At 68.1% G+C, this 23,985-nt stretch carries 25 protein-coding genes; 12 read left to right on the plus strand and 13 right to left on the minus strand.

All coding sequences use genetic code 11. The features are described from left to right. The first annotated feature begins 239 nt into the window (after positions 1-239). A complete protein-coding gene (locus LI953_RS11785; protein WP_227076282.1) occupies positions 240-1,217 on the plus strand; it encodes an adenosine kinase in 978 nt (325 codons plus the stop codon). Next, a complete protein-coding gene (locus LI953_RS11790) occupies positions 1,217-1,963 on the plus strand; it encodes a sulfite exporter TauE/SafE family protein (protein ID WP_227076283.1) in 747 nt (248 codons plus the stop codon). Before LI953_RS11785 ends, LI953_RS11790 begins: the two co-directional genes overlap by 1 nt. Here the strand turns inward: LI953_RS11790 and murI are convergent. From murI to LI953_RS11820, 6 genes are all read right to left on the minus strand, one after another. Next, positions 1,935-2,702: a glutamate racemase gene (murI, locus tag LI953_RS11795; protein ID WP_227076284.1), complete on the minus strand. Its 768-nt coding sequence runs from the start codon at positions 2,700-2,702 to the stop codon at positions 1,935-1,937. The genes LI953_RS11790 and murI overlap by 29 nt on opposite strands. Before the next feature lie 7 nt (positions 2,703-2,709). Continuing rightward, positions 2,710-3,870 (minus strand): rod shape-determining protein RodA, encoded by a 1,161-nt coding sequence (gene rodA, locus LI953_RS11800; RefSeq protein WP_227076285.1) that lies wholly within the window; start codon positions 3,868-3,870, stop codon positions 2,710-2,712. Continuing rightward, on the minus strand, positions 3,867-5,750 hold the full coding sequence (gene mrdA, locus LI953_RS11805; RefSeq protein ID WP_227076286.1) for a penicillin-binding protein 2: 1,884 nt from the start codon (positions 5,748-5,750) through the stop codon (positions 3,867-3,869). The genes rodA and mrdA overlap by 4 nt, the downstream gene beginning before the upstream one ends. After that, the gene (mreD, locus tag LI953_RS11810; protein WP_227076287.1) at positions 5,747-6,292 is read right to left on the minus strand and encodes a rod shape-determining protein MreD; all 546 of its coding nucleotides are present in this window, start codon (positions 6,290-6,292) and stop codon (positions 5,747-5,749) included. Before mreD ends, mrdA begins: the two co-directional genes overlap by 4 nt. A gap of 3 nt (positions 6,293-6,295) precedes the next feature. After that, complete coding sequence (mreC, locus tag LI953_RS11815; RefSeq protein ID WP_227076335.1) at positions 6,296-7,150, minus strand: rod shape-determining protein MreC; 855 nt, start codon at positions 7,148-7,150, stop codon at positions 6,296-6,298. Between the two features lie 167 nt (positions 7,151-7,317). After that, positions 7,318-7,986, minus strand: a complete 669-nt coding sequence (locus LI953_RS11820) for a YggS family pyridoxal phosphate-dependent enzyme (protein ID WP_227076288.1) — start codon at positions 7,984-7,986, stop codon at positions 7,318-7,320. Between LI953_RS11820 and LI953_RS11825 the strand changes: the two genes are divergently transcribed. The 3 genes from LI953_RS11825 (at position 7,985) to LI953_RS11835 (ending at position 10,939) form a co-directional block, all read left to right on the plus strand. Next, on the plus strand, positions 7,985-8,590 hold the full coding sequence (locus LI953_RS11825) for a thiamine phosphate synthase (RefSeq protein WP_227076289.1): 606 nt from the start codon (positions 7,985-7,987) through the stop codon (positions 8,588-8,590). The two genes, LI953_RS11820 and LI953_RS11825, sit on opposite strands and share 2 nt — an antisense overlap. Before the next feature lie 316 nt (positions 8,591-8,906). Beyond that, positions 8,907-10,271 carry a porin gene (locus LI953_RS11830; RefSeq protein ID WP_227076290.1) on the plus strand — a complete coding sequence of 455 codons (1,365 nt, stop codon included), beginning with the start codon at positions 8,907-8,909 and terminating at the stop codon, positions 10,269-10,271. A gap of 146 nt (positions 10,272-10,417) precedes the next feature. Continuing rightward, on the plus strand, positions 10,418-10,939 hold the full coding sequence (locus LI953_RS11835) for a DUF3576 domain-containing protein (RefSeq protein ID WP_370635798.1): 522 nt from the start codon (positions 10,418-10,420) through the stop codon (positions 10,937-10,939). Positions 10,940-10,989: 50 nt separating this feature from the next. Here LI953_RS11835 and LI953_RS11840 read toward each other — a convergent pair whose 3' ends face one another. After that, positions 10,990-11,883, minus strand: a complete 894-nt coding sequence (locus LI953_RS11840; protein ID WP_227076292.1) for an ROK family protein — start codon at positions 11,881-11,883, stop codon at positions 10,990-10,992. Between the two features lie 63 nt (positions 11,884-11,946). Between LI953_RS11840 and LI953_RS11845 the strand changes: the two genes are divergently transcribed. The 4 genes from LI953_RS11845 to LI953_RS11860 are packed head-to-tail and all read left to right on the plus strand — an operon-like array spanning position 11,947 to position 14,279. Further along, positions 11,947-12,177, plus strand: a complete 231-nt coding sequence (locus LI953_RS11845) for a sulfurtransferase TusA family protein (RefSeq protein WP_227076293.1) — start codon at positions 11,947-11,949, stop codon at positions 12,175-12,177. After that, positions 12,177-13,103 carry a histone deacetylase family protein gene (locus LI953_RS11850; RefSeq protein WP_227076294.1) on the plus strand — a complete coding sequence of 309 codons (927 nt, stop codon included), beginning with the start codon at positions 12,177-12,179 and terminating at the stop codon, positions 13,101-13,103. Before LI953_RS11845 ends, LI953_RS11850 begins: the two co-directional genes overlap by 1 nt. Positions 13,104-13,133: 30 nt before the next feature. Continuing rightward, on the plus strand, positions 13,134-13,370 hold the full coding sequence (locus LI953_RS11855) for an exodeoxyribonuclease VII small subunit (protein ID WP_227076295.1): 237 nt from the start codon (positions 13,134-13,136) through the stop codon (positions 13,368-13,370). A 3-nt stretch (positions 13,371-13,373) separates the two neighbouring features. Beyond that, positions 13,374-14,279 carry a polyprenyl synthetase family protein gene (locus LI953_RS11860; RefSeq protein ID WP_227076296.1) on the plus strand — a complete coding sequence of 302 codons (906 nt, stop codon included), beginning with the start codon at positions 13,374-13,376 and terminating at the stop codon, positions 14,277-14,279. 65 nt (positions 14,280-14,344) lie between these two features. On the opposite strand, the gene shc is transcribed toward LI953_RS11860, so the two are convergent. Further along, positions 14,345-16,258, minus strand: a complete 1,914-nt coding sequence (gene shc, locus LI953_RS11865; RefSeq protein WP_227076297.1) for a squalene--hopene cyclase — start codon at positions 16,256-16,258, stop codon at positions 14,345-14,347. A gap of 62 nt (positions 16,259-16,320) precedes the next feature. Here shc and LI953_RS11870 point away from each other — a divergent pair, with 62 nt between their 5' ends. Beyond that, positions 16,321-16,938, plus strand: coding sequence for a class I SAM-dependent methyltransferase (locus LI953_RS11870; RefSeq protein WP_227076298.1), 618 nt, complete (start codon positions 16,321-16,323; stop codon positions 16,936-16,938). A gap of 10 nt (positions 16,939-16,948) precedes the next feature. On the opposite strand, the gene hpnE is transcribed toward LI953_RS11870, so the two are convergent. The 5 genes from hpnE to hpnA are packed head-to-tail and all read right to left on the minus strand — an operon-like array spanning position 16,949 to position 21,973. Further along, complete coding sequence (gene hpnE, locus LI953_RS11875) at positions 16,949-18,133, minus strand: hydroxysqualene dehydroxylase HpnE (RefSeq protein WP_227076299.1); 1,185 nt, start codon at positions 18,131-18,133, stop codon at positions 16,949-16,951. A 36-nt stretch (positions 18,134-18,169) separates the two neighbouring features. After that, a complete protein-coding gene (hpnD, locus tag LI953_RS11880) occupies positions 18,170-19,009 on the minus strand; it encodes a presqualene diphosphate synthase HpnD (RefSeq protein WP_227076300.1) in 840 nt (279 codons plus the stop codon). Continuing rightward, complete coding sequence (gene hpnC / locus LI953_RS11885) at positions 19,006-19,878, minus strand: squalene synthase HpnC (RefSeq protein WP_227076301.1); 873 nt, start codon at positions 19,876-19,878, stop codon at positions 19,006-19,008. The genes hpnD and hpnC overlap by 4 nt, the downstream gene beginning before the upstream one ends. Further along, positions 19,875-20,978, minus strand: a complete 1,104-nt coding sequence (locus tag LI953_RS11890; protein ID WP_227076302.1) for a glycosyltransferase — start codon at positions 20,976-20,978, stop codon at positions 19,875-19,877. The genes hpnC and LI953_RS11890 overlap by 4 nt, the downstream gene beginning before the upstream one ends. Further along, positions 20,975-21,973 (minus strand): hopanoid-associated sugar epimerase, encoded by a 999-nt coding sequence (gene hpnA / locus LI953_RS11895; RefSeq protein WP_227076303.1) that lies wholly within the window; start codon positions 21,971-21,973, stop codon positions 20,975-20,977. The genes LI953_RS11890 and hpnA overlap by 4 nt, the downstream gene beginning before the upstream one ends. Before the next feature lie 109 nt (positions 21,974-22,082). On the opposite strand from hpnA, the gene LI953_RS11900 reads away from it, so the two are divergent. Together LI953_RS11900 and LI953_RS11905 are read left to right on the plus strand one after the other, a co-directional pair. Then, entirely contained in the window at positions 22,083-22,982 is a 900-nt protein-coding gene (locus LI953_RS11900; protein ID WP_227076304.1) for a ferritin-like domain-containing protein, read from the plus strand. Beyond that, on the plus strand, positions 22,979-23,962 hold the full coding sequence (locus LI953_RS11905) for a lysylphosphatidylglycerol synthase domain-containing protein (protein WP_227076305.1): 984 nt from the start codon (positions 22,979-22,981) through the stop codon (positions 23,960-23,962). Before LI953_RS11900 ends, LI953_RS11905 begins: the two co-directional genes overlap by 4 nt. The last annotated feature ends 23 nt before the right edge of the window (positions 23,963-23,985 follow it).

Consider the following 23,985-nt stretch of genomic DNA (forward strand, 5'->3'; position numbering starts at 1 on the left):
TCATCGGCGGCGGGGGCGGTTTGCGTCTCGGTCTGCGGCGCGGCCGCCATGGCCGGCTTTGGCTCGTCGATTTTGCGCTTGTTGAACACGAAAACTCCGGGGTTCTTCCGCATGATTTTCAAGCGCGTAGCACGGAGAGCCGCGCGGCCACAACCTAGCCATTCCCGTACCGGTTTGCCGAACCGTAGGCTGGGGTGCTAACGCGGCCCCAGCAGCAAACCCTTGGGAGATGGGATAAAATGTCCACGACGCGCTTCGATATCACCGGCATCGGCAACGCCATCGTCGATTATCTCCTCCCCGCCCATGACGATTTTTTAAGCCGGCACAACATGCCCAAGGGCGCGATGTCGCTGATCGACGCCGACACCGCCACCCGCCTGACCGCGGCGATGGCGGGGGGCGTGACCGCCTCGGGCGGCTCGGTGGCCAATTCCTGCGCGGTGGCGGCGGCGCTGGGGGCGCGGGTGGCGTTTCTCGGCAAGGTCGGCACCGATGAGATGGGCGAGGTGTTCCGGCGCGAAATCGCCGCCCAGGGCGTGCATTACCCCACCGCGCCGCTCACCGCGCCCATCCCCACCGCGCGCTGCCTGATCCTGGTTACGCCCGACGGCCAGCGCACCATGAACACTTACCTCGGCGCGGGCGGCGAATTCTCGCTGCATGACCTCGACGAAACCGTAATCGCGGCCTCCGCCATCACCTATCTTGAGGGCTATTTGTTCGATCCGCCCGCCGCCCAGGCGGCCTTTGCCGAGGCCGCGAAGATTGCCCGCGCCGCCGGCCGGCAGACCGCGCTCTCGCTCTCCGACGCGTTCTGCGTCGACCGCCACCGCGACGGCTTCCGCCGTCTGATCGCCGAGGGGGTGGACATCCTGTTCGCCAACGAGGCGGAGATCGCCTCGCTCTACCAGTGCAACAGCTTCGAGGAAGCGGCCTTCCACGCCGCCCAGGACATCCCGCTCGCCGTGCTCACGCGCAGCGAGGCGGGCAGCGTGGTGCTGCAGAATGGCCGCAGCGTGGCGGTGCCCGCCGTGCCGGTCGAGGTGGTGGACACCACCGGCGCGGGCGACGCCTATGCCGCCGGGTTCCTCGCCGCCTATACGCGCGGCGCCAGCCTGGCCGAGGCCGGGGCGCTCGGCGCCAAGGCGGCGGCGCTGGCGATCTCGCGCATCGGCGCCCGCCCGCCCGCCGATGAGTTGCGGAAGCTGCTCTGATGTGGGGCTATATCCTCGTCGGCATCGCTGGATTCCTGGCCGGGGCGCAAAACGCCGTGGCCGGGGGTGGCTCCTTCCTCACCTTCCCGGCCCTGCTCTTCGCCGGGCTGGACCCGCGCGCGGCCAACATCAACTCCACCATCGCGCTGTTTCCCGCGCAGGTGACGATGGGCTGGTCGGGGCGCACCATGGCCTCGGGCGCCTCGGGCCTGAGCCTGCGCACGCTGTTCGTCATCAGCATCGTCGGCGGCGCCATCGGCGCGGTGCTGCTGCTGGAAACCCCGGTCAGCATTTTCACCCATCTGGTGCCGTGGCTGATCATGTTCGCCACGCTGGTATTCGTCTGGGGCAATTTCTTCGCCAAGAAGCGGCCCGAGGGCGCCCCTCCGGCGTTGCCGGTTCCGGCGGCGCTGGTGCTGCAATTCATCATCGCGGTGTATGGCGGCTATTTCGGCGGCGGCATCGGCATCCTGATGCTGGCCACCCTCACCGCGCTGGGCTTGGCCGTGCGCAATGCCGGGGCCACCAAAAACGTGCTCTCGGGCGTGATGAACGTCGCCGCCGTGGTGATCTTCATCGCCCGCGGGCATATCGCCTGGGGGCTGGTGGCGGATCAGTGCGTGACCGCCATCATTGGCGGGCAGATCGGCGTGGCGATCCTGCGCCGGGCGCCGATGAACGTGCTGCGCATCGCCGTGGCGGCGATCGGCACGGCGCTCACCATCGGCATGTTTCTGCGCGCGTGAGCCCGAACGGCGCGAGCAGCGCCGGGGCCAGCGCCTCGCCGGTGAAAAACGCGGTGCCCGCTTGCGGGTGATGCGTGGCGGGCAGGTGCTGGGTCACGGCCAAGCTGCGCCGCGCCACCGGCAGCGCCGGGTCGAACCAGGAAATATCCGGCCGCAGGGCGGAGAATTCCTCCTGCAAAAAGGTGTAATGCGTGCAGCCGAGGGCGATGGCGTCGATGCGCCCGCCATTCTCCTGCCGGAATAGCGGCGCCACGGCGTCCTCCACCTGCACTGTCTCGCCGCGGAATTTGCGCTCCGCCAGCTCGGCCAGGGCCGGGGTGCCGAGCGAGAGCACCTCGCAGCCCGGCGCGAAGGCCTCGATCAACCCGTTCAGATAGGGCCGGCGCACCGTGGCGGCGGTGGCGAGCACGCCGATCACCTTGCTGGCGCTGGCGGCGGCGGCGGGCTTCACGGGCGGCACGCAGCCGATGATGGGCAGGTGATAAGTGGCGCGCAGCGCGGGCAGGGCGATGGTGCTGGCGGTGTTGCAGGCCACCACCACCGCCTGTGGCGATAAGGCGGCGATCGCCTGGCCGATCAGCGCCACGATATGCGCCAGCAGCGCCTCGTCGGGTTTTTCGCCATAGGGGAAGAAGCCGTTATCGGCGAGGTAGATCAGCTCCCGCGCCGGGGCGAGGCGGCGGAGCTGCCGCACCACGCCAAGCCCGCCAATGCCGGAATCGAAAACCAGGAGCGCCATGGCCCGCTTATAGATCGTCGGGCGAGGCGAAGGTTACGTCGCGGTGCACATGGATGGATTGCAGCACGCCAAAGCCCAGCATCACCGCCGTGAGCGCCGAGCCGCCATAGGAGATGAGCGGGATCGGCACGCCGCCAACCGGGATCAGCCCCATCACCATCGAGAGATTGACGAAGCAGTAGAGGAAGAAATTCGTGCCGATGCCCAGCGCCAGCAGCCGCCCATAGGTATGCCCGCAGGTCAGCGCCGTATGCAGCGCCAGCGCCACGATGCCGAACAGCAGCCCCAGCACCGCCAGGCTGCCGAGATAGCCGAACTCCTCGGCGATGATGGTGAACACGAAATCGGTCTGCTTCTCGGGCAGGAAGTTGAGCTGGTTCTGCGTGCCGTGCAGATAGCCCTGGCCGAAAAACCCGCCGGAGCCGAGCGCGATCTTGCTCTGGATGATGTTGTAGCCCGCACCCAGCGGGTCGGCGCCGGGGTTGAGGAAGATGTCGATGCGCGCCTTCTGATAGGCGTGCAGGTGGTGATAGATCACCGGCGCCGAGATCGCGACGATGGCGACGATGATGGCGAACCACCACCAGCGCACCCCGGCCCCCAGCATCACCGTGGCGCCGATCGTCGCCGTGATCACCGCCGTGCCGAGATTCGGCTCCTTCAGGATCAGCCCGACCGGGATCAGCACCGCCAGGGCCATGGGCAACACATAAAGCGGGTTGCCGGTTTGCTCCGGCGTGGCGCGCTTGAAATAATCGGCCAGCGCCATGGCCAGGAACAGCTTCATCAGCTCGCTCGGCTGGATCTCGATCGGCCCGAGATCGATCCAGCGTTTCGCCCCCAGCCCGGTATGCCCGGCCAGCATCACCACCAGCAGCAGCGCGATGCCCAGCCCATAGGCGGGCCAGGAGAGCTTGGCCAGCAGGCGGATATCGACCATGGCGATGCCGAGCATCATCACCAGCATGCCGCAGAAGCGGATGATCTGGCTCTGCGCGTAAGGCTCGGCGCTGCCCCCGGCGGCGGAATACAGGGCCGCATAGCCCACCCCGGCGAGCAGGCAAACGCAGAGCACGAACAGCCAGTTCACCCGGCCGAGCTTGCGCACCACGCCGAAGGAGCGCTCGCGGAACGGGCGGCGCAGGGCCAGGCTGTCATCGAGGATCATGTGTTGTTCACCGGCAAAGCGGGGCTGGGCGATTGCAGCGGCTGCGTCAGCGGGGCGTCGCGCCCGGCCGGGTCGTTCTGGATGGCGTAGGTCATCATCGCCTGCGCGATCGGCGCCGCGGATTGCGCGCCGTAATTGCCATGCTCGATCACCACGGCGATGGCATAGCGCGGATTGTCGTAGGGCGCGAAGCCGACGAACAGCGCGTTGGGCCGTTGCTCCCAGGCCATGGTCATGTCGTTGAAGTTCTTCTGTTTCTCGGCGGCGCTATTGTCATGCACCTGGGCGGTGCCGGTTTTGCCGGCCATCTGCACATCTGGCAGTTGCAGGCGCGAGGCATAGGCCGTGCCCTGCGGGTTGTTCACCACGTCGAACAGCCCCTGGCGGACGATCGCGAGATGGCGGTCGTCGATGTCGAGGGCCGGCCAGTCGCCGGGCGCGGCGCCGGTCTGCAATACGCCGCCGACGCGCCGCGTGATATGCGGCCCCACCGCGGCGCCCGCGCCGATGCGCGCGATCATCGTGGCCAGCGCCAGCGGGGTGAGTTGGGTGTAGCCCTGGCCGATGCCCTGCACCACGGTGCTGCCCTGCACCCAATGGATGCCGCGGCCGCGCGCCCAGTCCAGCGTCGGCACCAGCCCGGTGGCGACATGCGGCAGATCGCTGCCGAGATCGACGCCGAGGCCGAGCTTGGCGCCCATCGCGGCAATCTTGTCGATGCCGACCATCAGCGCGACCTGGTAGAAGAACACGTCGCAGCTCACCGTCAGCGCTTGGGTGACCGTGATGGTGCCGTGCGCGGTGTGGTTGTCGCACCAGAACACATGGTCGCCCAGCTTGAAGAAGCCGGGGCAGGTGAGCCGCGTATCGGCGGTCAGCACGCCATCCTTCATCGCCGCCAGCGCCACGGTCGGCTTGAAGGTGGAGCCGGGCGCGAACAGCCCGGATGTCGCCTTATTTTGCAACGGGTGCTTGGCGTCGGCCATCCAGGCGTTCCACACCGCCGTGGGCACGCCCCGGTCGAACAGCGATGGATCGAAGGACGGGGTGCTGGCCAGGGCCAGGATCTCCCCGGTGGTGGCGTCGAGCATCACCACCGCCCCGGCATTATCGGCCAGGCTCTGCACGGCGAGCTGCTGCAGCCCGGCATCGAGCGCGAGGGTCACGGTCTGCCCCGGCGTGCCGTTGTCATGCGCCACCTCGCGCACCACCTCGCCATGCACGTTGGTCTCGGTCTGCACGAAGCCCGGCGTGCCGCGCAGGGCGCTGTCCTGCGCGTCCTCGGCCCCGGTGCGGCCCACCCGCATCCCGGGCAGGGCAAGAACCGGGTCGGTCTTGGCCTCGCTCTGGTTGGGCCGGCCCACATACCCCACCGCATGCGCCGCCACCGGCCCCAGCGGATAAACCCGCGAGGACCCGGCCTCGACCACGATGCCCGGCAGGTTGGGCGTGTTCACCTCGATCGCGGCCATGTCCGGCCAGTCCAGCCAGTCTTTCAGCAGCACCGGAATATAGCCAGGCCGGTCTTTCAGGTCCTGGGCGATGCGCGCCTTCTCGTCGTCGGAGAGCGGCACCAGCTTGTAGAAATTCTCCAGCACTGTTTGCGGTTCGGGCGCCATGGCCTGCATGAACAACGCCCGCCAATGCTGCTGGTTCCCGGCCAATATGGCGCCAAAACGGTCGGTGATCAGCCCGCGCTCCGGCGCGACGAGCCGCTCGGAGATCGAGTTCTGCTCCGCCAGCAGGGCGTATTTGCTGTGCTGGGTGATCTGCAGATTATACAGCCGCGCGGCGATCCCAACGAACACCGCGCCTTGCCCGGCGCCGATCAGCAGCGCCCGGCGGCTGAAGGCCGAGCGGTCCTTGGCGGCGCGCCTCATGCCAGCTCCACCGCCGCGGCGCTGCGGTGCACGCGGATCAGCAGCCGCGCCAGCGCCGGATACAGCCCGGCGGCGAACAGACCCTGCCACAGTACCGGCCAGAGCGGCAGCAGGCGCAGCTGCAGAAGCCCTTGCGCGGCCCAGGCCAGCCCGGCCCCAGCCAGGGCGAAACCGATGAAGGCGCCCCAGCTGGTGAGGAAGCGCGCCGGGGCGAGGCGGCGCCGCGCGGCGATCACCGCGAGTTGCAGCAACAGCAGCAGCACCGCCCAGATCCCGAGCGGTGACAGGCCAAGCAGGTCCAGCAGCAGCCCGCACAACGCCACGAACGGCACCGGCAGCGCCGCCGGGCGGTACAGCGACCAGAAATATACGCAGGCCATGGCGTAAACCGGGCGCAGCGCCGCTTGGCTGGGCAGGCCGAACGGCATGCCCAGCACCACCAGCCCGGCGACCAGCATGAAGCCGGGGAAGGCCCAGCGCGCGGCGATATCGAGACGACGCCACAGCGTCAGCGGGCGGCGCAGGGCCGGGCCTTGCACCATGGTTCAGCGTTTCCTGTGATGCGTCCCGGCCGCGGCGGCGGTTTTGGCGGCCGTCTTGGCCTCCGGCTTGGTGTGCGGGATCGGCGTCAGCTCCGGCAGGTTTTGCGGGTAGCTGAACAGGCGCAGCACCCGCAGCGCGTCGAGATTGGCCAGCGGCAGCACCACCGGGTTGTTTTGCGCGTCATAATGCACCACCCCCACGGGCAGGCCGGGCGGGAAGGCTCCGCCTTGCGACGAGGTGAGCACCATCGCGCCCTCGGCTGGTGGGTGGCCTGGCGCCCAGTAGAGCAGCGCCGGGTCCGGCCCGTTGGTGCCGGCCATCAGCGCGGGCGCGCCCTCGGCCCCCAGCGCCACGGGAATGCGGCTGTTGATGTCGGTGATCAGCAGCACGCGCGCAGAACGCCCGCCCGCTTCCACCACCCGGCCGGCCACGCCGCGGCCATCCATGGCCACCGCGCCCACCAGGCTTTGCCCGTCCGCCACCGGCGGCACCGCGACCAGCACCGAGCGCGCATACACGCCGCCAAGATCGGCGACCACCTCGCCCGTGGAGAATGTCGGCGTCGGCTGCGGCACGTAGCTGAGCTGCGCCTTCAGGGCGTTGTTCTGCGCCTGCAGCGCCATCGCCACTTCCTGCCATTGCAGCAGCTCGGCATTTTGCTCGCGTAGCTGCGCGTTCTCCTGGCTGAGCGCGAAGAGATGCCCGATCGCCCCGGTGCCGTGCTCGGCCGCCTGGAGCGGCCCGGACACGGCCTGATACAGCGGCGCCAGCAGGTCATCGAGGCCCGCGCGCAGATGGTCGGAGAAATTCTGGTCGGCGCGGCCGATCAGCACCGCGCCCAGCGAAGCCATGAGCATCACCGGAAAGCTGAGGCGTGACAAAGCCTGACGGAACGGGACCGATAACCTGATCACCGGCAGCGCATCTCCCGAACGCAAAGAAATCCAGCGCAGGCAGATACCGCGAAACACCGGCCCCGCCCAGCCCGGAATCGCGAGATTCTGGCCAGGGCCCCAAATAAAAGTTAAGCCTGTGTTTCGCGCGCCCCGAAAATTGCGGTGCCGATGCGCACATGCGTGGCTCCGGCGGCGATCGCCGCCTCATAATCGCCGGACATGCCCATCGAGCGCACGGCCAGCCCATGCACATCCGCCATGGCGGCGAGGCGCCTGAAATGCGGCGCCGGGTCCTCATCGGCGGGCGGGATGCACATCAGCCCCGCTAGCTTGGCGCCGAAGCGCGCGCGCATGGCGCGGATGAAAGCGTCGGCCTCGGCCGTGGCCACGCCGGATTTCTGCGGCTCGTCGCCGATATTCACCTGCACCAGCAGATCCGGCAGCCGCCCCTCCTTCTGCGCCGCGCGCTCGATCGCGTCGGCCAGATGCGCGCGGTCCAGGCTGTCGATGGAATCGGCGATGCGCACCGCCTGTGCCGCCTTGTTGGTCTGCAGCCCGCCGATGATATGCAGCCGCGCGCCGGGCAGGGGGAATTTCTCCGCCGCCTCCTGCACCCGGTTTTCGCCGAACACGCTCTGCCCGGCGGCCATCGCCGCGCGCACGGCGTCCTGGGGGTGGGTCTTGCTCACCGCGATCAGGGTGATCTCCGCCGGGTCGCGCCCGGCCGCGCGCGCGGCGGCGGCGATATGGGCGCGCACGGTTCCAAGATTGGCGGCAATCGCGCTAGGGTCGGTCATGGATCAACGGTTAATCGCCTGGGCCCGCGCGGTAAAGCGTGGCCCCTTGCCGCCGCTATGGTTTTTTACCGATGCCACCCGCGCCCCGGACCCGCTGGCCGCCATCGCCGCGCTGCCGCGCGGGCTGTGCGGCGTGGTGTTCCGCCATGATGCCGCGCCCGGCCGCGCCGCGCTGGCCCGGCAGGTGGCCCGGCTCTGCCGCGCGCGGCGGCTGGCGCTGGTGGTGGCGGGCGATGCCGGGCTGGCGGTGTCGCTGCGCGCCGGGCTGCATCTGCGCGGCGGGCGGCAGCCGGGGCGGGTGAAGCCGCCGAAATTGCGCACCGCCTCGGCCCACAACGCGGCGCAGGTGGTGCGGGCCCGCCGGGCCGGCGCGGCGGCGGTTTTCATCTCGCCAATTTTTTCCACGGCCAGCCATCCCGGCGCGGCGGGGATCGGGCCATTTGGCTGGCGCCGTTTGGCGCGTCTGGCCGCGCCTGTATCTCCATTCGCCCTGGGGGGAATTTCCGGCCGCCGGATCCGAGCCCTCGGGCCGGGCTGTGCAGGGGTTGGTGCCATAGAAGCGCTGCTTTCCAGCCACTTTCCGGGTGATTCGCGACGGCCTTGAAGGCGTCCGAAAAAGTAAATCAAAGCAATAGGGATATTTACAAAGAAACTGTCATAAAACTGTCATAGTTCCTGATTTCATTATATAATCTGATTTTAAAATTTAACACTGTTGTCATAGTTTTGTGGCAATCGCGCCACAGTGGCGGCGGGATTATCGGCAGCCGCGCATTGGCGCATTGCTTCTCCTTTAAGATGTGGTTTTAAGGCGGCGGCGCGTTCGGTCCGGAAGGTCGGCGCGGTCCGGTTTGGGGGCCTTGGTCCCATAAAGTTACCAATTCCGCCGGGATTGCCCGGTGAACTAGGAGATGTAGTTTATGCGCAAGTTACTCCTTGCCTCAGTGGCCTCGATGGGTGCGCTGGCCGCCGTGTCCGGCGCCGCGCAGGCCCAGCCGGTTAAGCCGGTGGCGCCGGCCACCATCGTCGTTCACCTGAACGGCTACTTCCAGGCTGGCTTCGATAACGTGAACTCCACCTACAACAACTACATGGGCAGCAAGCTGAGCCCGATGGCGACCAATGGTGGCCTTCGCCTCTACCCGGGCTTCGACGCGATGACCGTCGACGGCCTTGGTTACGGTGTGCAGGTTGAGCTGCGCGACGCCTTCACCGGCGGCGGCAAGGGCGCCAACACCAGCGCCAATAGCGGCCAGGGCACCGGCAACATCTATGTGCGCCGCGCTTATGGTTACATCGGCACCCCGGATTACGGTTATGTCCGCATCGGCCAGACCGACGGCGCCTTCACCCTGGCGCAGACCGGCGTGATCGAGCAGTTCGGCGACGGCGCTCAGTGGGCCAATAACGACGACATGGACCTCTACACCGTGCCGTCCAAGGCGCAGCCCGGCCAGTTCATCTATGCCGACGTTGGCTCGCTCTACACCACGGACAAGGTGGTGCTGATCTCCCCGGCTGTCGCCGAGCCCTATCTGGGCGGCAAGCTCTCGGCCATCTTCTCCTATGAGCCGAACAGCAACGGCCTGAAGGCTGGCTATGGCCTCAACTGCGCGGTCGCCAACAACTCCTCCCCCGGCACCTGCGCGGCGGTTGCCTCCACCAACAGCGGCAGCGTGTTCAACGCCGTTGCTCGCCGCAACACCTTCGACTTCATGGCGCAATACGCGGTCAAGCTCGGCGGTTTCGACAGCAAGATTGCCGCCGGTCTGCTGAATGGCCAGCCGGAGCGCTACACCGGCACGTACAATGCGGCCTACAACCTCGACCAGCTGCAGGTCTTCCAGGTCGGCGCGCAGACCACTTATAAGGGCCTGTTCACCGATGGTGACGCGATGACCCTGGGCGCCAACGTCAAATGGGGCCAGACCCTGGACGCCTATGCGCCGAAGCCGGTTGGCGCGCGCAACGCGTTCTCCTACATCGTTGGTGGCAACTACGTGCTTGGGCCGTATGTGATCGGCGCCAGCTTCTGGGATAGCCAGAGCGCCGGTAACTACAACCCCTCCAAGGCCGGCACTGAGGCCCGCACCTTGTCTGAATACGGTATCGCCGCTGGCGCCAACTACGTGATCAGCAAGGATCTGAGCCTGTACGCGCAGTACATGTATGGCCACCAGCACCAGCCGGGCAACACCAACATGCCGAAGCCGACCACCGGCACGGGCAGCAACAACAATGTTCAGATGCAGCTCGTGAGCGCCGGCGCCACCTTTAAGTGGTAATCGCCTAACTCCGGTCACAGCACAGAGAGGGTGGCGGGCAACCGCCACCCTTTTTTGCGCCCATTACCATCCGGCCCTTGGCGAGGCCCGGCGCCAAGGCTAAAGAACGTGCAGATTTAGGGTTTTGGAGAGCTGATTTGCGGATCTTGAAAAAAACGGCCCTGCCCGCCGGATTGCTGCTGGGCACTCTGGCGCTGAACGCATGCAGCGGCGTCAAAACCAGCCAGGCGGACATCAATAACCCCGAGACCAAGGGGCTGCCCCCAGGCCAGACCGGCGAGGGCGCCCCGCTCTTCACCTTCGGCAAGAACAGCGGCGGCGGCAATGGCGGCGGCACCACCCAGATCCAGGTCAACGCCTATCTGTGGCGGGCCACGCTGAACACGCTGTCCTTCATGCCGCTGGTCTCGGCTGACCCGTTCGGCGGCGTCATCATCACCGATTGGTACACTCCGCCCGCCTCGCCGGGCGAGCGGTTCAAGGTCAACGCCTATATCCTCAGCCGCCAACTCACGGCGGATGCGGTGCAGGTGAGCGTGTTCCACCAGGTCAACCAGGGCGGCCAGTGGGTGGACAGCCCGGCCGATCCCTCCGTCGCCTCGGGGCTTGAGGACCGCATCCTCGCCCAGGCGGCCGATCTGCAGGCCGCGGCCAAAAACGCGCAGTAACATCGCGGGCCAACCAACCGGGCCGGGGGCGTCACGCTCCCGGCCCTTTTTTATGCCGGCCAGAGCCACGCCGCGCCGCGCACGCCCGAGGAATCGCCATGCCGGGCGCGCATGATGTTGGGGCTGAACGCGTCGGAAAAAATATAGGGGCGCATCAGCCCGGGCAGCTGGTCATAAAGATGCGCCATGTTCGAGAGCCCGCCGCCCAGCACGATGGCGTCCGGGTCGAGCACATTGGTGATGCTGGCCAGCGCGCGGGCCAGCCGGTCGGCATGCAGCGCCAGCGCCGCCTGCGCCTTGGCCTCGCCCGCGGCGGCGCGGGCCGGAATGGTGGTGGCGTCGCGCGCGGCGGGGCCGTCGCATTCGCGCGCCAGGGCCGGGCCGGCCAGATACAGCTCCAGGCAGCCCACCTGCCCGCACCAGCAGCGGCGCAGCGGCATTTCCTCGGCCCGTGGCCAGGGCAGCGGGGTGTGGCCGAACTCCCCGGCCAGGCGGTGCCGCCCCTCCACCAGCCGGCCATTGACGACGATGCCACCGCCGCAGCCCGTGCCGATGATCACGCCGAACACCACGGCGCAGCCCGCGGCCGCGCCATCCGACGCCTCGGAGAGCGCGAAGCAATTCGCGTCATTGGCCACGCGCACCGCGCGCCCGAGCAGCGCGGCGAGATCCTGGTCGAACGGATGCCCGTTCAGCGCGTTGGAGTTGGCGTTTTTCACCAGCCCGGTGGCGGGCGAGATGCAGCCCGGAATGCCGACGCCGACACTGGCCTTCACCCCGGCCTCGGCCTCGGCCCCGCGCACCAGCGCGGCGATCATCTCCAACGCCGCGCCATAGCCGGCGGGGGTTGGCGCGCGGCGGCGCAGAATCTCCTCGCCCCCAGGGCCGAGCAGCAGGATTTCGGTTTTGGTGCCGCCAAGATCGATGCCGATGCGATAGCTCATGGCGCTGTCATCCCCTGTTTTCATGCCTTGCTCAAGTCCGCGTCCCGGCGCATGTTCGTTGGCATGGGTGAACGTCTGATCGATGCGCAATATCAAAAATCGCCAATCCCCGTGCTGCGCGCCGCTAGGGCGTTGCGCGGGATGGAGCCGGGGGAGAAGCTGCGAATCCTCGCCACCGACCCTGCCGCCGTCGCCGATGTCCGCGAATTCTGCCTCGCCGCCGGGCACGCCCTGATCGCCGCCAGCGAGAGCCGCGGCGTGTTCAGTTTTTCCGTGAAGCGGGGAGACACCTGATGAGCGTGGCGCTGTTCACCCACCCGGCCGCGCTGGCGCACGACACCGGCTATGAGCATCCGGAATGCGCCGAGCGCATACGCGCCGTGCTGCGCGCGCTGGAGGCGCCGGAATTTTCCACCCTGCTGCGCGAGCTGGCGCCCCAGGCCACCACCGCCCAGCTCAAGGCCGTGCACGACCCCGATTATGTGGACGCGATCTTCGCCATGCCGCGCGACCGCGAGACGGTGATCGACGGCGACACCGTGTTCAACAGCGGCACGCTGGAGGCGGCCTTGCGCTCGGCCGGCGGCGCCTGCGCGGCGGTGGACGCGGTGTTCGAGGGCTGGGCCGAGGCTGGCTTCGTCGCCATGCGCCCGCCCGGCCATCATGCCGAGATCGACCGCGCCATGGGCTTCTGCTTCTTCAACAACGCGGCCGTGGCGGCGCTGCACGCGCGGGCGCGCTGGGGCATCACCCGTGTTGCCGTGGTCGATTTCGACGTGCATCACGGCAACGGCACGCAACATATGTTCAGCGCCGATCCGGGGCTGTTCTACGCCTCCACGCACCAGACCGGCAGCTTCCCCGGCACGGGCGCGGCCACCGAGCGCGGGGTGGCCAACAACATCATCAACGTGCCGCTGATGCCCGGCGCCACGGGCGAGGTGTTCCGCGGCGTGTGGGAGACGCAGATCCTGCCTCGGCTGCGGGATTTCGCGCCCGAGCTGCTGATCATCTCCGCCGGGTTCGACGCCCATGCCGCCGATCCGCTGGCGCAGCTGCGCCTGCGCGAGGCCGATTTCGCCTGGGTGACCACGGCGCTGCTGGAGGTGGCGGATGCCACCTGCCCGAAGCGTGTGGTCTCGTTGCTCGAAGGCGGGTATGATCTCAATGCTCTGGCGCAGAGCGCCGCCGCCCATGTGCGGGCGTTGATGCGGTTGTGATTTTCGCCCCGCCCCTGTAGGTGAACGGCCATGACCAAGAATGCCGATATTGCCGCGATGTCGTTCGAGGATGCCCTGGCCGCGCTGGAAGCGATCGTGCGCGGGCTGGAATCCGGCCAGCAGAAGCTGGAGGACGCCATCGCCGCTTATGAGCGCGGCGCCGCGCTGAAGGCGCATTGCGAAGAAAAGCTGGCGCAGGCCGAGGCGCGCGTGCAGGCCATCGTGGCCCGCGCCGATGGCGCGCTGACCCTGAAGAACGAGGACTGACCCATGGCGCAAACGCCGCATAAGGACGCCCTGGCCGAAGCCATGGCGGAAACCGCCCGCCTGGTGGAAGCACAGCTCGACGCGCTGCTGCCCGTGCCCGAAACCGCCGAGGCCAAGCTGATCGAGGCCATGCGCTACGCCGTGCTGAATGGCGGCAAGCGCCTGCGCGCCTTTTTGGTGATGGAGGTGGCGAAGCTGTTCGCGGTGAACAAGACCTGCGCCGCGCGCGTCGCCGCCGCGGTGGAGATGCTGCACGCCTATTCGCTGGTGCATGACGATTTGCCCGCCATGGACGACGACGATCTGCGCCGCGGCCAGCCGAGCTGCCACAAGAAATTCGACGAAGCGACCGCCATTCTGGCCGGCGACGCTTTGCAGACCCGCGCCTTCGAGGTGCTGGCCGAGCCCGATACCCATGACGATGCCGAGGCGCGCTGCGAGCTGGTGCTGGCGCTGGCCGCAGCCTCGGGCATGCGCGGCATGGTCGGCGGACAGATGATCGACATGGAATCCGAGGGCAAGCAGCTCAACGGCGCCGAGATCACCCGGCTGCAGGCGCTCAAGACCGGGCGGCTGATCCAGTTCGCGGCCGAGGCCGGGGCTATTCTCGGCCGCGCCTCCGCGCCGCAGCGCCATGTCATCGCCGCCTACGGGCGCGAGCTGGGCGGCGCCTTCCAGATTTATGACGACGTGCTGGACGAGATCGCCGATGCCGCCACGCTGGGCAAGACGGCGGGCAAGGATCTGGCGCAAGGCAAGGCGACCATGGTCTCCATCCTGGGGCTGGAGCGCGCCAAGGCGCAGGCCGAGCTGATGGCCGAGCAGGCCGCCGGGCATCTGGAGAGCTTTGGCGAAAAGGCCGATCTGCTCAAGGCCCTGGCCCGCTTCACGGTCAGCCGCAAGAACTGAGCCGGCGCGGCGAAGATTCGCTATAAAAAAGGCCCCGCGCGCGGGGCCTTTTTTTGTGCCGAGGGTCAGAACCCGTATTTCACGACCCGGTCATTGCTGGCCATCAGCTGCTTGTAGCGGCTGAGCGCCAGCAGCGGGAAGAAGCGCGGATAGCCGTGATATTTCAGGTAGAACACGCGCGGGAAGCCGACAGCGTTATAGGCCTGCTCGGTCCAGCTGCCCTGGTCGTCCTGCGCCGCCTGCAAGAATGCGATGCCCCGGCGCACGGCGTCGTGGTCGGCCAGCCCCGCCGCCATCAGCCCGATCACCGCCCAGGCCGTCTGGCTGGGCAGGCTTTGCGCGGCATAGCCCTGGAACTCGCCGGGCGGGGCGTCGGCATAGCTCTCGCAATCCTCGCCCCAGCCGCCATCCGCGCGCTGTTTCGAGATCAGCCACGCCGTCGCGCGTGTCACCATCGGGTCGTCATGAGCCACCCCGGCGGCGTTGAGCGCGCACAGCACCGACCATGTGCCGTAAATATAATTCGTGCCCCAGCGGCCAAACCAGGAACCGTCGGGCTTTTGCGTCTCGCGCAGATATTGGATCCCGCGTTCGATTGCCGGGCGGTCTTCCGGATAGCCGAGCTGGGCCAGGAACGAGATGCAGCGGGCGGAGACATCCTCGGTCGGCGGGTCCAGCAGCGCGCCATGGTCCGCGAAGGGAATGTGGTTGAGGTATTGGCGGTCGTTGTTGATGTCGAACGCGCCCCAGGCCCCGTTGGTGGATTGCATGCCGATGATCCACTCGCGCGCGCGAGAGATGGATTCCGCGTATTTCGGGTCGCCGGTGCGGTGCAGCAGCATCCCGGCCACGGCGGTGTCGTCCACGTCCGGGTAGTGCGGATTGGCGTATTGGAAGGCCCAGCCGCCCGGCCGCGTGCCCGGCGTGTTATCCGCCCAGTCGCCCACCACATCCAGCACCTGGCGGGGGATCAGCCAGTCGCACCCGGCCTTGGCCGCGTCCACCGCGCCGGCTTCCAGCAGCGCATGCCCGGCCAGGGCGGTGTCCCACACCGGGGAGAGGCAGGGCTGGCAATAGGCTTCGTCGTCCTTGATGACGAGCAGCTTCTTCACCGAGCCCATGGCGATGTCGAAATGCTCTTTGTCGCCAAGATGGTCGAACATCATCGCCGCATTCGCCATGGCCGGGTAGATCGCGCCCAGCCCGTCCTCGCCGTTCAGCCGCTCAATGGTCCAGGCGATCGCCTTGCGGATCGCCTTGTCGCGGTAGGCGGCGGGGAAATGCGGCTCCACCACGCGCAGCAGCGAGTCCAGCCCCTTGAAGAAATACCCCCAGGGCGATTTATACGGGCCGCGGATCCAGTCCTTGATCTGCGCCTGCGGGCGGGTGAAGAGTTCATCCACGAACACCTTGCGCGGGTTGCGCGCCACCGGCTTCTTCGCGGTCAGATACATCAGCGGCGTCATCACCGTGCGCGACCAATACGACACTTTGCGCATGTTGATGGGGAACCAAGGCGGCATCAGCATCAGCTCGATGGGCACCACCGGGCAGGCCTCCCACGGCGCGGCGCCGAACAAGGCGAGCTGGATGCGGGTGAACACGTTGGCGCGCTCCGCCCCGCCATGCGCCAGGATCGCCGCGCGCGCCTTGCGCATATGCGGCGCCTCCGGGGAGTCGCCGATGATCTTGAGCGCGTAATAGGCCTTCACGCTGGCCGAGAGGTCGAATTTGCCGCCATGGAAGAGCGGCCAGCCGCCGGGGTTGGTGGCATGGTCGCCCTGGATCCGGCGCAGGTAATTGCCGATTTTCTGTTGCAGCGTCTCGTCGATCTGGTCGAGATAATGCTCCAGCAGCACATATTCGGCCGGGATGGTGGCATCGGCCTCCAACTCGTAGCACAGATGCCCGTCCGGCCGCTGTTCGCTGGCAAGAGTGGCTTTGGCGCGGTCGATCGCGGTGTCGAGAATGGCGTTCATGACCCGGCTTTGACAAATTTTGCCGCGGATTGCCAGTGCGGCACGGCGGAAACGAGGGAAACATGGAAAGCTTTTATGCGCGCCACATTCTGCCATACCTGGTCCGTTGCGCTTGCGGCTGCGGGGCGCTGGAGGGCAAACGCGCGGCGCTGGTGCCGCGCGCGGCAGGGCGGGTGCTGGAGCTGGGCGCCGGCGGCGGGCTGAATTTCCGCTTCTACGACCCGGCGCGGGTGGAGCGGGTCATCGGCATCGACCCCAACGCCAAGCTGCGCGCCTTCGCCGAGGCCGCGCCCCGCCCGCCAGGGCTGCGGGTGACGCTGGAAGACGCCAGCGCCGAGGCGCTGCCCTTCGCCGGGGCCAGTTTCGACACGGTGCTCTGCACCTACATGCTCTGCACCGTGCCCGATGCCGGGCGGGCGCTGGACGAGGCGAAGCGCGTGCTGCGCCCCGGTGGGCGGTTTTTGTTCTGCGAGCACGGGCTGGCGCCGGATGCAGGGGTGCGGGTTTGGCAGCGCCGGGTGGAGCCGGTGTGGAAAAAGCTGGCCGGGGGCTGCCACCTCACCCGCCAGCCGCGCGCCGAGATCGCCCGCCGCTTCACCCTGACGGAGAGCGGCTGCGGTTATCTGCCCAAGGCGCCGCGCCTCGCGGGCTGGGTGGAATGGGGCGAGGCGCTGGCCTGAGCCGCGCCGGTTACGCCGGGTTGACCAGCGCCATGGCGGCGGCGTTGCCCGAGCGGATCGCCCCCTCGATGGTGGCGGGCAGGCCGGTATCGGTCCAATCCCCGGCCAGCATGACATTGGCGATCGCGGTGCGCGTGCCGGGGCGCAGCGCCAGCTGCGCGGGCGTGCCGCGGATGGTGGCGCGCTTCTCCCACAATACCCGGTTGGGCGGCACGGCGCTGTCGAGCTTGAAGGTCCGGGCCAGCTCGCCCCAGACCCGCGCGGCGATCGCCTCGTGGTCCATGTCGGCATAGCGGTTGGCGGCGGAGATGGTGACCGAGATCACATCTTTGCGCACGAACACCCATTCGCTCATGCCGCCCACCAGCCCCCAGAAGCCGGCCTCGCCAGGGTCCATCTGCGCGCGGAAATGCAGGTTGCAGATGGATTCGAATTCGGTCGGCACGTGCAGCCCCGGCACCAGCTCGGCCGCTACCCAGGGCGGCACCGCCACCACCGTGGCCTGGCCCGGCTGCAGCTCGGTCACCCGCTCGCCCATGCGCACATCGGCGCCGCGCGTGCGCAGCCATTCCAGCGCCGGGTCGATGAAGGTCTCCGACAGCCCGAGCCGCGCCCAGCGCGGCAGGGTGGCGTAGCCGCCGCGCTCGATGGTCTCGGCCAGCACCGCGCGCAGCGGTTCAGCCGAGGCGTCCTCGGGCATGGTGTTGAGCGCCGAGATCGCCAGCGGCTTGAGCAGGCGGTGGTAGAGCTGGCCGGCAGTGCCCACCAGCGCGCTCACGCTGTCGGGCCGGGTGGCCGTGCGCAGGCGCTTCAGCGCCCGGTATTGCAGCAGCCTCGTGCCCGGCACGCGCCGCGCGCGCGAGAACACCCACCACGGGAACGCGCCCTTGTTGAGCCGCAATGTCCAGTCCTGGCCGCTCACTACGTCGCGGAACGGGAAGATCGGTTCCGCCGGGCCGATGAGCGAGCGCCGCGCGCCGATGCGGTGCAGATAGGAGAGGGTGGAGATGTTGCCCGAGAGCAGCAGATGATTGCCATTATCGATGCGGCAGCCGAGCTGCTTGTCGAAATAGGAGCGCGCCCGCCCGCCCGCCTGCGGCGCCGCCTCGAACAGCACGACATGATGGCCCAGCTCGGTGAGCTGGCAGGCCGCCGCCAGGCCCGCGAGCCCGGCACCAATAACGTGGACACTCATTGTTTTTCTTTCGAACCAGAATGATGGGCGTCAGCTTCAGGCCAGCAGCAGGCGCGCGGCCAGCAACAGCTTGCGCCATTTCGGTAATTTAATCCTCTCGCCAGAATATTCAAAGTTTCGTTTACGAAGAATGGCCAAAAGGGGGAGGTAGCTCTGTGCCATCAGCCGTGCCGGGCGCATGGCGCGAGCGTCGCAGCGTGCCATGGCCTGCTCCGCCGCGGTGAAATAATGCTCGGCCAGACCAGCGAGTTTCGCGCACACCGCGGCGAGGTTGCGCGACCGCAACGCATCCTCTGGTTGTGTTGGCACCCCGGCTTCATCGAGCCATTCGCGCGGCAGGTAGAGCCGCCCGCGCGCCGCGTCCTCGCCCACATCGCGCAGGATGTTGGTGAGCTGCAGCCCGCGCCCGAGGGCGAAGGCGACATCATCCGCCGCCGCCGAGGCGTCGCCGAACACCCGCACCGAGAGCCGCCCCACCGCCGAGGCCACGCGGTCGCAATACAAATCCAGCTCAGCCATGGGCGGGGCGATGATCGGCTCACCCGCATCCATCTCCATGCCGTCGATGATGGCGAGAAAGTCCTCGGCGCGCAGGGCGTAGGTTTTCGCCACCTCGGCCAAGGCGCGGGTGATCGGCCCATCCGTCTCGCCCCGGTAGAACGCGGCCACGCGCGCGCGCCATTCGTTCAATTCGCGCTGTTTGGCGGCGAAGTCGCGGCCCTCCTCATCGGCGATGTCGTCCACGACGCGGCAGAAGGCGTAGACGGCGTACATCGCATCCCGCCGGTCCGGCGGCAGGATCTTCATGCCGTGATAGAACGATGTGCCGGAGCGCTTCACCAGCGCGGTGACATAAGCGGTATCTTCAGGGCTCACGCGGCATACCTCAGCCCCGCCAGGGTGGCGGTCAGGAAATCGAGTTTCGAGAGTTTCACCCGCGTCGCCAGCGGGTCCCCGGCCCGCAGCTTGGTGGTGAGCCGCCGCGCCAGCCCGGCGATCACCGCCGTTTCCACCCGCAGCCGGGGGGCGCGCACGGCGCGGGGCAGGGCGGCGGCGTCGCGGTTCAGCCGCTCGGTGGCGTCGAGCATACGGTCGAACACCGCGCGCAAATCCGGCACGGTTTCGCCCCTGGCCAGGGCGTCGGTCGCCAGCCCGGCCTCGGCCAGCCAGTCCTGCGGGATGTAGCAGCGGTCGAGGTCGCGCAGATCCTTGGCGCAATCCTGCATGTGGTTGAGCACTTGCAGGGCGGCGCAGAGCGCGTCGGAGGGCGGCCATGTCGCCTCGCTCTCGCCATGCAGGGCGAGCACATAGCGCCCCACCGGCGCGGCGGAGTAGCGGCAATATTGCAGCAGCTCGTCCCAGCTGGCGTAGCGGGTCTTGGTCGCATCCTGGCGGAAGGCGATCAGCAGTTCGCGGGCGTGGATGTCGTTCACCCCGGTTTCGGCGAGGCTGGCGCGCAGCCGGGCGGCGCTCGGGCTGCCCTCGGCGCGCGCCCCGGTCAGCACCGCTTCCATCGCGTCCAGCCGGGCGAGCTTTTCCTCGGGCGCCAGGGCCGGGTTGTCGGCGATATCGTCGGCATTGCGGGCGAAGGTGTAATAGGCGTGGATATGCGGGCGCAGCGCTTTGGCGATGAGCAGCGACCCGACCGGGAAATTCTCATCGCCGCGATCCTTGCCGGACCACGCCTCCACCCCGGCCGTGGCGGCGGTAGGCTTGGCGGGCTTGCTGTTGTCATTGGCGATCATTGGCGCTGGTCTCCATAGGCGCGGCTCTTCCATTGCGCCCCGGTGCCGCGCCAATGGTTCACCGCCGAGGCGATGGTCGCGGCCATGTAGAACAGGGCGATGCCCGGCAGCGCCAGGGCGAAATAATAGGGTTGTTTGTAGCGTTGCAGCGTGGGCAGATAGCTCAGGCAGGCCAGCCCGAAGGTGGCGAGGCCGAGGAAGAACCGCCAGCCGAAGCCGGAGAAAAGAATGGCCAGCGGCGCCGCCAGCCACACCACCGCCATGCCGAGAATGGTGCCCAGGAGCAGCGCCGCCGAATAATTGAGCTGGGTGAAGGCGGTGCGCGCGATCATGTTCCAGATATCGCGCGCCTGCGGGTAGGGGCGGATGGAGGTGGCGAGGCCGGAATGGCCGAGATAAATCGGCCCGCCGCGCTTCACCTCGCGCGCCAGGGTGCAGTCGTCGATCAGCGCGCCCTTGATTTTTTCCAGCCCGCCGATGCGCGCCAGCGCCTCGCGCCGGATCAGCACCGTGCCGCCCGCCGCCCCGGCGGTGCGCGCGGCCGGGTCGTTCACCTTGGCGAAGGGGTAGAGCATCTGGAAGAAATACACGAAGGCCGGGATCAGGAAGCGCTCGGCCAGCGAGGCGCAGTTTAGGCGCACCATTTCCGAGACCATGTCCGCCCGCGGGGTTTGCAGCCGCGCCACCAGCGTGGCCAGATGGCGCGGGTTATGCGTGATGTCGGCATCGGTGAACAGCAGCACTGGCGCGGTGGAAGCCGCCACGCCTTGCGAGAGCGCCCACAGCTTGCCCGACCAGCCCTCGGGCTTGGGCTGGCCGCTGAGGATGGTCAGGCGCTCATGCGCGCCCGCCTTCTCCGCCGTGCCGTCGGTCGAGTTGTCGTCCACCAGGATGACACGGAACTTGCCACCGTAATCCTGGCTCACCAGCGAGGCGATGACCGGCCCGATCGTCTCCGCCTCGTCGCGCGCGGGCACGATGATGTCCACATCCGGGTGCGTCAGCGGTTCGGTGGGTTGCAGTTCGGGCGCGGATTCCCAAAACCGCCCATGCAGGAAGAACAAATAGAGCCAGATCAGAAAGGCGAGGAACACGATCATGCGAGCAATCCTTCGGCGCGGAACCAGGCCAGCGCGTCGGCCACGGCGGCCTCGGCCGGGCGCGGGGCATAACCCAGCTCGGCCCGCGCCTTGGCGGAGGAGAAAAACATCGTCTTGCGGGCCATGCGCAAGATGTCCGGGGTCATCAGCGGCGTCTTGCCGGTGAGTTCGGCCACGCGCTCCATCGCCCAGGCCAGCGGCATCAGCGGCGCGATGGGCAGACGCAGCCGTGGCGGGCGCCGCCCGGCCAGCCGCGCCACCAGGGCGAAGAGCTCGCCCAGCATCAGATCCTCGCCGCCCAGAATATACGCCTCGCCGCTACGGCCTTTTTCCAGCGCCAGCAGATGCCCGGCCGCCACGTCGTCCACATGCACCACGTTCAGCCCGGTGTCGACATAGGCCGGCATCTTGCCGCGCGCGGCGTCCAGGATCATCTGGCCGGTCGGCGTCGGCTTCACATCGCCCGGCCCCACGGGGGTCGAGGGATTGACGATCACGATCTGCTGCCCCGCCGCAGCCAAGGCGCGCACCGCCTGCTCGGCGTCGTATTTGCTCTGCTTATAGGCGCCGACATGGTGCGCGGGCTTCACCGGCGTGCGCTCATCCGCCGGGCTGCCGTCATCGGTCAGGCCCAAGGCGGCCACCGAGCTGGTGTACACGCTGCGCTCCACCCCCGCGGCGGCGGCGGCGCGCAGCAGCGCCACGCTGCCGTCGATATTCACCCGGCGCATGGCCGCCACGTCCGGCACCCAGAGCCGGTAATCGGCGGCGACATGGAACAGATACCGGCAGCCCGCCAGGGCCGGGGCGAAGCCCGCCGGATCGTTGAGGTCCAGCGCCACAATTTGCGCGCCCAAGCCCTTGAGATTGCGCGTATCCGAGCCCGCCCGCGCGGTCACGCGCACGGTCAGCCCCGCTTGCCGCAGCGTTCGCGCCACCGCCGCGCCGACAAACCCGGTCGCCCCCGTCACCAGCACCAGATCGCCTTGCGCCAAAATCCCAGCCTCCCAAGGTTTGCAACGCCACCCCCCGGCCCCGTATATCAGCGCCGGGCTGGAGCCTGTAGAACGCATTGCCGCCTTTGGCGCAACCATGAGGACGATGATGAACGACATGGCCGTCGCAACCGCCGACCATAACGCGAGGCATTGGGGCTATCCGCACCCCGGCCCGGCCAAACCCGGCTCGGCCATGCATTTCGAAATGTTCACTCAGCTGCTCCGCGCCACCTACAACCCCTATAAGCCCGCCGCGCTCAACTGGCCGAAGTTGGCGCCCGAGGCGCTCGCGCGCATCACCTCTCTGCCGATCTGGGATATCGCGGTGCAGACCGAGAACAAGGCCGGGGCGCGCATCGAATTCTTCGCCCAGACGGTGAAGGAGCCGGCGCTGCGCGACGCGCTCACCCACATGGCGGGCGAGGAGCGCCGCCACCGTGACGTGCTCTCCCGCCTCGTCGCCGCCTATGACATTCGGGTGAAACCCGACGAATATTATGCCCTGCCGAACGACGCCGAATGGGGCTTCCTCGTCACCGGCTATTCCGAGTGTCTCGACAGCTTCTTCGCCTTCGGCCTGTTCGAGATGGCCCGCCGCTCCGGCTATTTCCCCGCCGAGCTGGTCGAGACCTTCGAGCCGGTGATCCAGGAGGAGACACGCCACATCATCTTCTTCACCAATTTCATCGCCTGGAAACGCGCCACCATGCCCTGGTGGAAGCGTCCGTTTTTCGAGCTGAAGGTGGCGGCGGTCTATGTTTATCTGGTATGGGAGCGCATCGGCCTCGCCAAGGCGGTGGACGGGCTGGAAGGCGCCGACGCCAATTTCACCGTCACCGGCTCGGAAGCGATCGCCGGGGAGATGGACACGGCGAAGCTGATCGATATTTGTCTGACCGAGAATGACCGCCGCATGGCCGGCTACGACGCGCGGCTGCGCCGCCCCACCACCGCCCCCACCCTGGCGCGCCTCGCGCGCCTCTTCATCAGGCCGAAAACATCTTGAGCCAGAAGCTGAAATTCCTGCCCGCCATCTTCGCCCTCGTGGGGGTGGCGGTGATCACCATCCTCGTCATCTATTTCGGCGCGGCGGATGTGCTGCGCGTGCTCACCTCGGTCAGCCTCGCCGGGTTTGGCGCCTATACCCTGGCGCAGCTTGGCATTTTGGCGGGGCTGGGGCTGTGCTGGCGCATGCTGCTGCGCTCGCACCAGGCGGGCAGCTATTGGCTGTGCACCTGGGGCCGCGCGGTGCGCGACGCCACGGGCGAGTTCCTGCCCTTCTCGCAGGTGGGCGGGTTCGTGCTGGGCGCGCGAGTGGTCTCGATGGGCGGGGTCTCCACCGCCAACGCCGTCGCCTCCACGCTGGGCGATGTCACCACCGAGTTCCTGGCCCAGCTCGTCTTCATCGGCATTGGGCTGACCATCCTGGTGCGCAAGGCGCCGCATTCCGAGCTGCTGCTGCCCATCGCCATCGGGCTGTGCGTGGCGGTGGTCGCCGGGGTGGGGCTGGTGCTGGCGCAGCGCGGCACGGGGGCGAAGATCTTCCGCGCCCTGGCGCTGAAGATCGCGGGCGCGGCGGGTGATGGCGCGGCCCAGAACATCGACCGGCTGCAAACCGCGCTCGACATCATCTATGGCGAGCGCGGCCGCCTCGCGCTCTCCGCGCTGTTCCATCTCGGCTGCTGGTTCGGCACCGCCACCGCCTCGTTCATCGGCTTCCACGCGCTTGGCGTGCCGCTCTCCTTCCTCGATGCCATCTGCGTCGAGGCGCTGCTGCACGCGATCATGGCGCTGGCCTTCTTCATCCCCGGCCGGGCCGGGATTCAGGAGGCCGCCTATACCGCGCTCGGCGGTATTTTCGGCGTGCCGCCCGATGTCGCGCTGTCGCTCTCGCTGCTGCGCCGGGCGCGTGATTTCGTCATCGCCGTGCCGGTGCTGGTGATCTGGCAGGGGCTGGAGGCGAAGAAGCTGAAGGCGACGGTGTGACCGGCGCCTGCCAGCGCGGCGCG

The organism is Acidocella sp. KAb 2-4 (assembly GCF_020567705.1).
GTDB lineage: Bacteria > Pseudomonadota > Alphaproteobacteria > Acetobacterales > Acetobacteraceae > Acidocella.